This window comes from Mycobacterium sp., assembly GCF_049683355.1.
Classification (GTDB): Bacteria; Actinomycetota; Actinomycetes; order Mycobacteriales; family Mycobacteriaceae; genus Mycobacterium.
The window spans coordinates 1-11,981 of the sequence record NZ_JBAUJB010000103.1 but is presented as its reverse complement, the minus strand read 5'-3'; the positions used below and the strand labels follow the sequence as shown (position 1 = coordinate 11,981).

Annotated in this window: 12 protein-coding genes and 1 riboswitch; all 12 genes read left to right on the top strand. The window is 68.5% G+C overall.

The window, feature by feature from the left end; all coding sequences use genetic code 11:
- Window positions 1-42 precede the first annotated feature (42 nt).
- A complete protein-coding gene (secA2, locus tag WA944_RS06380) occupies window positions 43-2,391 on the top strand; it encodes an accessory Sec system translocase SecA2 (RefSeq protein WP_526369590.1) in 2,349 nt (782 codons plus the stop codon).
- Between the two features lie 9 nt (window positions 2,392-2,400).
- Window positions 2,401-3,054: a CDP-alcohol phosphatidyltransferase family protein gene (locus WA944_RS06375; protein ID WP_526369592.1), complete on the top strand. Its 654-nt coding sequence runs from the start codon at window positions 2,401-2,403 to the stop codon at window positions 3,052-3,054.
- 28 nt (window positions 3,055-3,082) lie between these two features.
- Window positions 3,083-3,976: a DUF881 domain-containing protein gene (locus tag WA944_RS06370; RefSeq protein ID WP_526369594.1), complete on the top strand. Its 894-nt coding sequence runs from the start codon at window positions 3,083-3,085 to the stop codon at window positions 3,974-3,976.
- Window positions 3,973-4,305: a small basic family protein gene (locus WA944_RS06365; RefSeq protein ID WP_159229958.1), complete on the top strand. Its 333-nt coding sequence runs from the start codon at window positions 3,973-3,975 to the stop codon at window positions 4,303-4,305. Before WA944_RS06370 ends, WA944_RS06365 begins: the two co-directional genes overlap by 4 nt.
- Window positions 4,306-4,408: 103 nt before the next feature.
- Window positions 4,409-5,206 carry a DUF881 domain-containing protein gene (locus WA944_RS06360; RefSeq protein WP_526369596.1) on the top strand — a complete coding sequence of 266 codons (798 nt, stop codon included), beginning with the start codon at window positions 4,409-4,411 and terminating at the stop codon, window positions 5,204-5,206.
- A gap of 20 nt (window positions 5,207-5,226) precedes the next feature.
- Window positions 5,227-5,622, top strand: a complete 396-nt coding sequence (gene gcvH / locus WA944_RS06355) for a glycine cleavage system protein GcvH (protein ID WP_526369598.1) — start codon at window positions 5,227-5,229, stop codon at window positions 5,620-5,622.
- Window positions 5,623-5,775: 153 nt separating this feature from the next.
- Complete coding sequence (garA, locus tag WA944_RS06350; protein WP_163896087.1) at window positions 5,776-6,246, top strand: glycogen accumulation regulator GarA; 471 nt, start codon at window positions 5,776-5,778, stop codon at window positions 6,244-6,246.
- A gap of 46 nt (window positions 6,247-6,292) precedes the next feature.
- Entirely contained in the window at window positions 6,293-7,045 is a 753-nt protein-coding gene (gene ftsR / locus WA944_RS06345) for a transcriptional regulator FtsR (RefSeq protein ID WP_526369600.1), read from the top strand.
- Window positions 7,046-7,148: 103 nt separating this feature from the next.
- Window positions 7,149-7,643 (top strand): bifunctional nuclease family protein, encoded by a 495-nt coding sequence (locus WA944_RS06340; RefSeq protein WP_163890924.1) that lies wholly within the window; start codon window positions 7,149-7,151, stop codon window positions 7,641-7,643.
- Between the two features lie 213 nt (window positions 7,644-7,856).
- The gene (locus WA944_RS06335; RefSeq protein ID WP_163890926.1) at window positions 7,857-8,480 is read left to right on the top strand and encodes a MerR family transcriptional regulator; all 624 of its coding nucleotides are present in this window, start codon (window positions 7,857-7,859) and stop codon (window positions 8,478-8,480) included.
- A 67-nt stretch (window positions 8,481-8,547) separates the two neighbouring features.
- Window positions 8,548-8,645: riboswitch (glycine riboswitch) on the top strand.
- Window positions 8,646-8,849: 204 nt separating this feature from the next.
- Window positions 8,850-11,705 (top strand): aminomethyl-transferring glycine dehydrogenase, encoded by a 2,856-nt coding sequence (gene gcvP / locus WA944_RS06330; RefSeq protein WP_526369602.1) that lies wholly within the window; start codon window positions 8,850-8,852, stop codon window positions 11,703-11,705.
- 46 nt (window positions 11,706-11,751) lie between these two features.
- The coding region (locus WA944_RS06325) for a thioesterase domain-containing protein (protein ID WP_526646596.1) at window positions 11,752-11,981 on the top strand (230 nt) is incomplete at its 3' end.

Here is an 11,981-nt window from a genome sequence, read left to right as displayed (position 1 = left end):
CCTACGGGTCGACGGCGGTCGCGGGCCGCGTACCTTGAACATGTGGCTCGGACCTCTACGAAATCGTCGTCGAAACCCAGGACAGGACGGATCTCCAACCGATTCTGGAAGCTGCTCGGCGCCAGTACCGACAAAGACCAGACGCAGTCGATGGAACTGGTCCACCGGTCCGCCGACTACGACGAGAAGGCCGCGGGACTCGATGACGAGCAACTCCGCAAGGCCGCCCGGTTGCTCGAACTCGACGATCTGGCCGACTCCGCCGACATTCCCCAGTTCCTGGCCATCGCCCGGGAGGCGTCGGAGAGAACGACGACGCTGCGTCCCTTCGACGTCCAGTTGCAGGCCGCGCTGCGGATGCTGGCCGGCGACGTCGTCGAGATGGCCACCGGTGAGGGCAAGACCCTCTCCGGCGCCATCGCGGCCGCCGGCTACGCGCTCGCGGGCCGCAGCGTGCACGTCATCACGATCAACGACTACCTGGCCCGCCGGGACGCCGAGTGGATGGGCCCGCTGATCGAGGCGATGGGACTGACCGTCGGCTGGATCACCGCCGATTCCACCGCCGCCGAACGCCGCCAGGCCTACCAGTGCAACGTCACCTACGCCTCGGTCAACGAGATCGGCTTCGACGTGCTGCGCGACCAACTGGTCACCGACGTCGACGACCTGGTGTCGCCGCACCCGGAGGTGGCACTCATCGACGAAGCCGACTCGGTGCTCGTCGACGAGGCGCTGGTGCCGCTGGTGCTGGCCGGCACCAGCCATCGGGAGACCCCGCGCGTCGAGCTGATCCGGCTGGTCGGCGAGCTCGACGAGGGCAAGGACTTCGCCACTGATGAGGACAACCGCAACGTGCACCTCACGGAGGCGGGCGCGCTCAAGGTCGAGGCGGCCCTCGGTGGCATCGATCTGTACTCCGAGGAGCATGTCGCGACCACGCTCACCGAGATCAACGTCGCGCTGCACGCCCACGTCCTGCTGCAACGCGACATCCACTACATCGTGCGCGACGACGCCGTACACCTGATCAACGCCTCCCGCGGTCGCATCGCCACGCTGCAGCGGTGGCCCGACGGTCTGCAGGCCGCCGTGGAGGCCAAGGAGGGTATCGCCACCACCGAGACCGGCGAGGTGCTCGACACCATCACCGTGCAGGCCCTGATCAACCGATATCCCCGGGTCTGCGGGATGACCGGTACGGCGCTGGCCGCCGGCGAGCAGCTGCGCCAGTTCTACAAGCTCGGGGTGTCACCGATCGCCCCCAACACCCCGAACATCCGCGAGGACGAGACCGACCGGGTGTACGTCACCGTGGCCGCCAAGAACGACGCCATCGCCGAGCACATCGCGGCCGTCCACCAGACCCGCCAGCCGGTGCTGGTGGGCACCCGCGACGTCGCCGAATCCGAGGAACTGCACCAGCGTCTGGTCAAGGCCGGCGTCCCCGCGATCGTGCTCAACGCCAAGAACGACGCCGAGGAGGCCGTCGTCATCGCCGAGGCGGGTGCTCTGGGCGCGGTCACCGTGTCCACCCAGATGGCCGGCCGCGGCACCGACATCCGGCTGGGCGGTTCGGACGAGGCAGACCATGATGCCGTCGCCGAACTCGGAGGACTGCACGTCATCGGCACCGGCCGCCACCACACCGAACGGCTCGACAACCAGCTGCGCGGTCGCGCCGGCCGACAGGGCGACCCTGGCTCGTCGGTGTTCTTCTCCAGTTGGGAAGACGACGTCGTGGTGTCTCACCTCGAACCCAACAAGCTGCCGCTGGAATGCGACGAGGACGGCCGGGTGGTGAGCCCGAAGGCCGCGACGCTGCTCGAACACGCCCAGCGCATCGCCGAGGGCCGGCTGCTCGAGGTCCACGCCACCACCTGGCGCTACAACCAGCTCATCGCCCAGCAGCGCGCGATCCTCGTCGAGCGCCGCGACACCCTGCTGCGCACCGCGACGGCGCGCGACGAACTGGCCGAGCTGTCTGCGACCCGCTATCAGGAGCTCAGCGAACGACTCGGCGACGACGCCGAGGAGAAGTTGGAGAAGATCTGCCGCCTGATCATGCTCTACCACCTCGACCGCGGCTGGACCGAGCACCTGGCGTATCTGGCCGACATCCGGGAGAGCATCCACCTGCGGGCCCTCGGCAGGCAGAACCCGCTCGACGAGTTCCACCGGATGGCGGTCGACGCGTTCGCCTCGCTGGCCGCCGATGCCATCGAAGCCGCCCAGCAGACGTTCGACACCGCACCGTCGATCGAGGACGAGCAGGGCGTCGACCTTTCCAAGCTGGCCCGGCCGACCTCGACCTGGACGTACATGGTGCACGACAACCCGCTGTCCGACGACTCGATGTCCGCACTGAGCCTGCCCGGCGTGTTCCGCTAGGTTTCACGGATGGCCAGGGCCGCGGGCGATTCGGCAGGCGGGGACGCCGCGACCGGCGACGTGCTGCCGCAGGATCGGGTACTGACGGTGCCCAACGTCCTGTCGGCCATCCGGTTGGCGCTGGTGCCGGTCTTCCTGTACCTGCTGCTGGCCGCCGACGCCACGGGCTGGGCGGTCGCCGTGCTGATGTTCAGCGGCGCGTCGGACTGGGCGGACGGCAAGATCGCGCGGCTGGTGGACAACCAGTCCTCGAAGCTGGGCGCGCTGCTCGATCCGGCGGTGGACCGGATCTACATGGTGGTGGTGCCGGTCGCCCTGGCTGTGGCCGGGGTGATCCCGTGGTGGATCGTGGCGCTGCTGCTCGGGCGGGACCTGGTACTGGCCGCGACCCTGCCGCTGTTGCGCAGCCGCGGCCTGGCGGCGCTTCCGGTCACCTACCTCGGCAAGGCGGCGACGTTCGCGCTGATGTCCGGCCTACCATTGGTGCTGCTCGGCCAGTACGAGGCGCTGTGGGCCCGGGTGGTGCTGGCGTGCGGGTGGGGCTTTCTGATCTGGGGCATGGCCCTGTATCTGTGGTCGGGGATCCTCTACCTGATCCAGGTGGGCATGGTGATGCGAACTGTGCCGAAAAGGACGATGCCGACGGGGACGTCTGACCCATGAGCGACGCCGGGGGGCGAATAATCAACTCATGAACACCTTGGGGGGGTTCGACCCCGACGCGGGACGGAACACCCACGAGGCGGGCCGACCGACGCTGATCCCGGTGCCGTCGCTGTTGCGGTCGTTGCTCTCCGACCACCTCGACCCCGGATACGCCGCAGCGGCGAACGCCGAGCGGCGACGGGGCAAGGCCGCCGAACGGACCTGGCAGGTACTCGCGGCGGTGGCAGTGGTGGCCGTATTCACGCTGGCGTGGTCGCAGGCGCAGACCACCGCGCCGGGGGTGCGCGAATCACAGCAGGTGCTTGCGGGCAACGTGCGTTCCGCAGAGACGGAGGCAGAGCAGCTCGCGGATCGGCGCGACCGCCTTGCTGCCGAAGTGGACGCAGCACGGCGCAGCCGCCTCGACGGTGATGCCGCCGGCCGCCGGCTGCTCGCCGACCTCGACGTGGCCAACGCCGCGGCTGCGGCGATACCGGTGATCGGGCCGGGGCTGACCGTGACTGTCACCGACCCGGGCCTCTCACCCGATCTCACCGACGTCTCCGAACAGCGGGTCGACGGCAGTCCGCAGGTGCTCCTCGACCGCGACCTGCAACTGGTCGTGAACTCGTTGTGGGTCAGCGGCGCCGAGGCGATCTCGGTGGGCGGGGTGCGCATCGGGCCGAACGTGACGATCCGTCAGGCCGGCGGCGGCATCCTGGTCGACAACCAGCCGATCACCAGTCCCTATGTCATCCTCGCGGTGGGCCCGCCGCACGCGATGCAGGACACGTTCGACCGCAGCGCCGGGCTTCGGCGGCTGCGACTGCTGGAGATGTCCTACGACGTCGGGGTCGCGGTCGCCGGCGGTGACGGGCTGGCACTGCCGGCAGCGTCGGTTCGTGAAATCAACTTCGCGCGACAGAGTGGACCCAATTGATCGGAATCCTCGCCCTCGTCGTCGGCATCGTGCTCGGTGTCGTCTTCCATCCCAGTGTTCCCGACGTCGTCGCGCCCTACCTGCCGATCGCGGTGGTCGCGGCCCTCGACGCGGTGTTCGGTGGGCTGCGGGCCTACCTGGAACGGATTTTCGACTCCAAGGTGTTCGTCGTGTCATTCGTGTTCAACGTCCTGGTGGCCGCGCTCATCGTCTACGTCGGAGACCAGCTGGGTGTCGGCACCCAACTGTCCACCGCGATCATCGTGGTGCTCGGTATCCGGATCTTCGGCAACGCCGCCGCGCTGCGGCGCAGGCTGTTCGGGGCGTGAGGCGGCGATGAGCGCCTGCGCGAAGAGCAGAGGGGGGCGATGAGCGCTTGCGCGAAGAGCAGAGGGCGGCGATGAGCGCTTGCGCGAAGAGCAGAGGGCCCCGATGAGTACTGAGCACCCGCCGCAGCACGCCGCCGAGTCCCATCACGGCCGCCACGAGCTGCCCGCCGGTGACGCGCCGGACGCGGTGTCCCGCGGGCGCTCACAGGTCGTCTTCGGGGTGCTCGCCGTGCTGTTGTGCCTGCTGCTGGGTGTGTCGATCGCCACTCAGGTCCGCCAGACAGAGTCGGGGGACTCGCTGGAGACAGCACGCCCCGCGGATCTGCTGTTGTTGCTGGACTCGCTGCAGCAGCGGGAGGCCGCGCTGAACACCGAGGTCGCCGAGCTGCAGCGGACGCTGGCCCAGCTGCGGGCCTCCGGCAGCAGCGATCAGGCGGCGATCGAGAACGCCAGCGCTCGGCTGGCGGCGTTGTCGATCATGATCGGCACCGTGCCCGCGACCGGGCCGGGGGTGACGCTGACCATCGAGGATCCCGCGCGGGGCGTCTCCTCCGAGACCATGCTCGACGTGATCAACGAGCTGCGCGCGGCCGGCGCCGAGGCGATGGAGATCCGCGGCGGACAGCGCGGTGAGCAGGTCTCCGTGCGGGTCGGTGTCGACACCTGGGTCGTGGGCACCCCGGGCGCACTGGTCGCCGACGCCACGACGGTCAATCCGCCGTATTCGGTTCTCGCGATTGGCGATCCGCCCACGCTGGCGGCCGCGATGAACATCCCGGGCGGTGCGATGGACAGCATCGAGCGCGTCGGCGGCAGGATGGTGATACAACAATCCGACCGAGTCGACGTCACCGCCTTGCGGCAACCGAAACCGCGCCAATACGCTCAGCCCGTCAAATAGACCAGAACCAGAGGAGCGCCGTGAGCGAGATCCCCGCCGAGCTGTCCTACACCGCCGAACACGAGTGGGTGCAGCGAACCGGCGACGACACGGTGCGCGTGGGTGTCACCGACTTCGCGCAGTCCGCACTGGGAGACGTGGTTTTTGTCCAGCTGCCCGACGTGGGGACCGAGGTGACCTCCGGAGAGTCCTTCGGTGAGGTGGAGTCGACCAAGTCGGTGTCCGACCTGTACGCCCCCATCACCGCGAAAGTCGTTGCGGTCAACGGTGATCTGGACGGCAACCCGCAGCTGGTCAACTCCGATCCGTACGGCGCGGGCTGGCTGGTCGAACTCCAGGCCGATGGGGCCGCGCTGGAGGCCGGACTCGGGGAGCTGATGGACGCGGAGGGCTACCGCGGCCACGTGACCGACTGAAGTGTTGTTAGGGTCGAGCAGACGGGATCGCAACGCGCGGATCCGGCAGTGGTGGACACAACTGAGTCCACTGCGCGGTACGGTCGACACCAGCGGCGCGACGGCTGGGGGTTCCGGCCGGATATCGCCACAGCAGCCAGTGAGGAGCAGCGGGTGACGGACAAGGACTTGAACTCTGGGGCTGACTCTGACGAGGTCACCGTGGAGACGACATCGGTGTTCCGAGCCGACTTCCTCAGCGAACTGGACGCACCACCGGCTCCCGGCGGCGAGAGCGCGGTTTCCGGGGTCGAGGGACTGCCGGTCGGTTCGGCACTCCTGGTGGTCAAACGCGGCCCCAACGCCGGGTCGCGGTTCCTGCTCGACCAGCCCACCACCTCGGCGGGTCGGCACCCCGACAGCGACATCTTCCTCGACGACGTCACCGTGAGCCGCCGGCACGCCGAGTTCCGGCTCGAGAGTGGCGAGTTCCAGGTAGTCGACGTGGGCAGCCTCAACGGCACCTATGTCAACCGGGAACCGGTGGATTCGGCAGTGCTGGCCAACGGCGACGAGGTGCAGATCGGCAAGTTCCGCCTGGTGTTCCTCACCGGGCCGAAGGGCGACGACGGCGCGGCCGGCTGACTGGCCGCCGCCGCAACCGACACCACGATCACCGCACGACGACCCGATGACACAACCCGACGCCGCCGGACTCAGCGGGATGTCCATCGGGGCCGTCCTCGATCTGCTGCGCAGCGATTTCCCCGACGTGACGATCTCCAAGATCCGCTTCCTGGAAGCCGAAGGCCTGGTCACCCCGGAACGCACCGCGTCGGGGTACCGGCGGTTCACCGCCTACGACTGTGCCCGCCTGCGGTTCATCCTCACCGCCCAGCGTGACCAGTACCTGCCGCTGAAGGTCATCAAGGCGCAACTCGACGCGCAGCCCGACGGTGAGCTCCCGCAAGCCGGGTCGGTGTACGCCACGCCGCGCCTGACAACCGTCGCCGAAGGGACCACCGACGCTTCGGCAGGCCGTGCCGCGGTCGCGCCGACGCAGGCCCGGTTGAGCCGCGACGATCTGCTGGAACGTTCCGGTGTCGACGACGCGTTGCTCACCTCGCTGGTCAAGGCGGGGGTGATCACACCGATCTTCAAGGGCGGCAGCACGGTCCTGTTCGACGAGCATTCCGTCGTGATCGCCCAATGTGCCCGCGCCCTGGCCGACTACGGCGTCGAACCGCGGCACCTGCGGGCTTTCCGGTCCGCCGCCGACCGGCAATCCGATCTGATCGCCCAGATCGCGGGTCCGGTGGTCAAGGCGAACAAGGCGGGTGCGCGGGACCGGGCCGACGATCTGGCGCGCGAGGTGGCGGCTCTGGCCATCACGTTGCACACGTCGTTGATCAAGTCGGCCGTACGCGACGTTCTGGATCGCTGAGGACTAGACTCGCGATGGCGGGTTCTCGATGAATTCGTGGCACCCGGGCAGAACTCGGCTCGGATTGAATTGAGCAGCACACCGGTGCGGAGGGCAGGCACAGATGGGTGAGGTTCGTGTGATCGGCATTCGGGTCGAGCAGCCCCAGAACCAGCCCGTTCTGCTGCTGCGGGAGTCGAACGGTGACCGCTACCTCCCGATCTGGATCGGCCAGTCGGAGGCCGCCGCCATCGCGCTGGAACAGCAGGGCGTCGAGCCCGCTCGACCGCTGACCCACGATCTGATCCGCGACCTCATTGGCGCGCTTGGGCATTCACTCAAAGAGGTCCGCATCGTCGACCTGCAGGAGGGCACCTTCTACGCGGATCTGATCTTCGACCGCGACATCAAGGTGTCGGCACGTCCGTCGGATTCGGTGGCCATCGCGTTGCGGGTGGGTGTTCCCATCTACGTCGAAGAGGCGGTCCTCGCGGAGGCCGGGCTGCTGATCCCCGACGAGGGTGACGACGAAGCCGGCGGCGCCGTGCGTGAGGACGAGGTCGAGAAGTTCAAGGAATTCCTCGACAGCGTCTCGCCCGACGATTTCAAGGCCACCTAGCGCGCACTTCCGCGGCCGGGATGGTCACGGATGCGTCTCGTCGGACTCGACACGCGGGCGGCGTTTCCGCCGGGGCCGAATCGGGCAGCCATACTTGGTCGCGACGGGCAGTCAGGGACAGGCCCCCAAGCGTATGCTCAAACACAGTTCCGACCGGGGTTCACGTCCGCCTCGTAGGTCAGGGCGCGGGTTTATGGCGAGAGGATTCGACAAGTGGGAGACACGCCACGCCAGGAGGAACTGGACCTGACCACCGGCGCCCCGCCGGCGGAAAGCTCCTCTCGGGTGGTCTCCGAGCCCGTTCAGGGCGGTCTGTTCCCCGACGATTCGGTTCCCGACGAGCTTGTCGGGTACCGCGGGCCGAGCGCCTGCCAGATCGCCGGGATCACCTACCGCCAACTGGACTACTGGGCCCGCACCTCCCTGGTGGTGCCGTCGATCCGGGGCGCGGCGGGATCGGGCAGCCAACGGCTGTACTCGTTCAAGGACATCCTGGTGCTCAAGATCGTCAAGCGCCTTCTCGACACCGGCATCTCGCTGCACAACATCCGCGTCGCGGTCGATCACCTACGCCAGCGCGGTGTGCAGGATCTGGCCAACATCACGCTGTTCTCCGACGGCACCACGGTCTACGAGTGCACGTCGGCCGAGGAAGTCGTCGACCTGCTCCAGGGCGGGCAGGGAGTGTTCGGCATCGCGGTGTCCGGAGCGATGCGGGAGCTCACCGGCGCGATCGCCGATTTCCCCGGTGAGCGTGCCGACGGTGGTGAGTCGATCGCCGCGCCGGAGGACGAACTGGCGTCGCGTCGCAAGCATCGCGACAGAAAGATCGGCTGACCGGACGCCCACAGCGGTCGGCGGATCCGCCGCCCCGGCGCGCCTCCCGGTAGACTCAGGCGCGCATCGCCCTTGCGCGGGAGAGTTCCGTGGCCGCCAGCCACGGGCGCCGAAGGAGCAACACCTCTCCGTCAACCTCTCAGGCCCCAGGACCGCGCGAGGCCCCGATGCCTCTGGAAAGCGGTGGTCCCCGTCCTCGGATGATCCTGGGGGTCGGGCCACCCGCCCATGGGGAAAGGTCACGGCGGCTGAAGTCTCACCCGTCCGGCCGAATCTCTCAGGCGCCCGGTACGGGTCGACGACAGAGGGGGAGGAGTCCCGTTCGCATGCGCTCCTCGCGCCCGCGGCAATCGTCGGGAGATGTCAGTGATGTCCGATACCACCTCCGAACTCGGTTTCGTCGACCGGCACATCGGGCCGGATGCCCAGGCCGTGGCCACGCTGCTGGGCGCGATCGGCGTCGCCTCGCTGGATGAACTCGCCGCCAAGGCGGTGCCCGCCGCCATCTTCGACCCGGTGACCGCAGAGGGCATCGCTCCGGGGTTGGAGCAGCTGCCGCCGGCGGCCACCGAGGCCGAAGCACTGGCAGAGCTGCGCGCGCTGGCCGATTCGAACACCGTCGCGGTGTCGATGATCGGCCAGGGCTACTTCGACACCCTCACGCCACCGGTGCTGCGACGGAACATTCTCGAGAACCCCGCCTGGTATACGGCGTACACGCCCTATCAGCCCGAGATCAGCCAGGGCCGACTCGAGGCACTGCTGAACTTCCAGACGATGGTCACCGACCTGACGGCTCTGGAGGTCGCCAACGCGTCGATGCTCGACGAGGGGACCGCCGCCGCGGAGGCGATGACGCTCATGCACCGCGCGGCGCGCGGGTCGAGCAACCGGATCGCCGTCCACAACGACGTCTATGCGCAGACCGCCGCGATCCTCGCGACCCGTGCCGAACCGCTGGGAATCGAGATCGTCACCGCCGATCTGCGGGACGGCCTGCCCGACGGTGACTTCTTCGGCGTGATCACCCAGCTGCCGGGTGCCAGCGGCGCCGTCGACGATTGGAGCGGACTGGTCGGTCAAGCCCACGAACGTGGCGCCCTGGTGGCCGTCGGAGCTGATCTCCTGGCGTTGACACTGGTCACCCCTCCCGGTGAGATCGATGCCGACGTTGCCTTCGGCAGCACCCAACGCTTCGGCGTGCCAATGGGATTCGGCGGTCCGCACGCGGGTTATCTGGCGGTGCAGTCCAAGCACGCCCGGCAGCTGCCCGGCCGGCTTGTGGGGGTGTCCAAGGACGCCGACGGGTCGCCTGCGTACCGGTTGGCATTACAGACCCGTGAACAGCACATCCGCCGAGACAAGGCCACCAGTAACATCTGCACCGCGCAGGTGCTACTCGCCGTGATGGCGGCCATGTACGCGAGCTACCACGGCGCGTCCGGCCTGACCGCCATCGCGAACCGGGTTCACCGCCATGCCGGTTCGCTGGCCGCCGGTCTGGCCGCGGCAGGCGTCGAGGTGGTGCACGACTCGTTCTTCGGCACGGTGCTCGCACGGGTGCCGGCACGTGCCCGCGAGGTGCAGGCGGCGGCCAAGGAACGCGGCATCAACATCTGGGTGGTCGACGCGGACCACGTCTCGGTGACCTGCGACGAGGCGACCAACGACGATCACGTCTCGGCAGTGCTGGGCGCCTTCTCCGGGGGATCGGCCGGCGACCGTGCGGATTCTGTGGGTACCGACATCGGCACCAGGACCTCGGAGTTCCTCACCCATCCCGCGTTCCACAGGTACCGCACCGAGACCGAGATGATGCGGTACCTGCGCTCGCTCGCCGACAAGGACATCGCGCTGGACCGCAGCATGATTCCGCTCGGTTCGTGCACGATGAAGCTCAATGCGGCCGCCGAGATGGAGCCCATCACCTGGTCCGAGTTCGCCCGCCAGCACCCGTTCGCCCCGGCGTCGGATACCCCGGGACTGCGCCGGCTGATCGCCGATCTGCAGTCCTGGCTCAGCGGTATCACCGGCTACGACGAGGTCTCGCTGCAACCGAACGCCGGATCGCAGGGGGAGTACGCGGGTCTGCTGGCGATCCAGGCCTACCATGCGGCGCGAGGAGACACCGGCCGCGACGTCTGCCTGATCCCGTCCAGTGCCCACGGCACCAATGCCGCCTCCGCCGCCATGGTCGGGATGAAGGTGGTGGTCGTCGCGTGTCGGGCGAACGGTGACGTCGACCTCGACGACCTGCGCGCCAAAGTCGCCGAGTACGCAGACCGACTGTCCGCGTTGATGATCACCTACCCGTCCACGCACGGGGTGTACGAACACGACATCGCGGACATCTGTGCTGCGGTGCATGACGCGGGTGGTCAGGTCTACGTCGATGGCGCGAACCTCAATGCGCTGGTCGGCCTCGCCCGCCCGGGCCGCTTCGGTGGCGATGTCAGCCATCTGAACCTGCACAAGACCTTCTGCATCCCGCACGGTGGCGGTGGCCCCGGCGTCGGGCCGGTCGCCGTGCGCAGCCACCTGGCCCCGTACCTGCCCGGGCACCCGCTGGCCGCCGAACTGGCCGACGAGCGCACGGTGTCGGCAGCCCCCTACGGATCGGCGTCGATCCTGCCGATCACGTGGGCCTACATCCGGATGATGGGCGCCCAGGGCCTGCGTGCGGCCTCTCTGGTGGCGATCGCATCGGCCAACTACATCGCCCGCCGACTCGACGAGTACTACCCGGTGCTCTACACCGGCGAGAACGGCATGGTGGCCCACGAGTGCATCCTCGACCTGCGGACCATCACCAAGACCACCGGCGTCACCGTCGACGACGTGGCGAAGCGGCTGGCGGATTACGGTTTCCACGCGCCGACGATGAGCTTCCCGGTGGCGGGCACGTTGATGGTCGAGCCCACCGAAAGCGAGTCGTTGACCGAGATCGACGCGTTCTGCGAGGCGATGATCGCGATCCGGGCCGAGATCGACAGGGTCGGGTCCGGCGCGTGGCCGGCAGAGGACAACCCGCTGCGCGGGGCACCGCACACCGCGGAGAGCCTGCTGGTCGCCGAGTGGAACCACCCCTACACCCGGGAGCAGGCGGCCTACCCGCTGGGCGCGTCGTTCCGGCCGAAGGTCTGGCCGCCGGTGCGCCGCATCGACGGCGCGTACGGGGACCGCAACCTGGTCTGTTCGTGCCCGCCGGTGGAGGCGTTCGCCTGAGAGCCGACCGACGGGCAGACACGGTGCCTGACGATAGAGTGACCGCATGACCGGAGGTGCGCAAGTGACTGCGGAGACTCAGCCGAAGCTGTTCATCTTCCCGCACGCCGGGGGGTCGGCTCAGTACTACGTGCCGTTCGCCAAGACGTTCACCACCGACATCAAGCGGGTGGCCGTGCAGTACCCGGGGCAGCGAGGCAAGCAGGACTTCGCGTCGTTCACCAGTTTGCCGGCGCTGGCCGACGAGGTCTGCAAGATGGTCTCGCCGGACAAAGA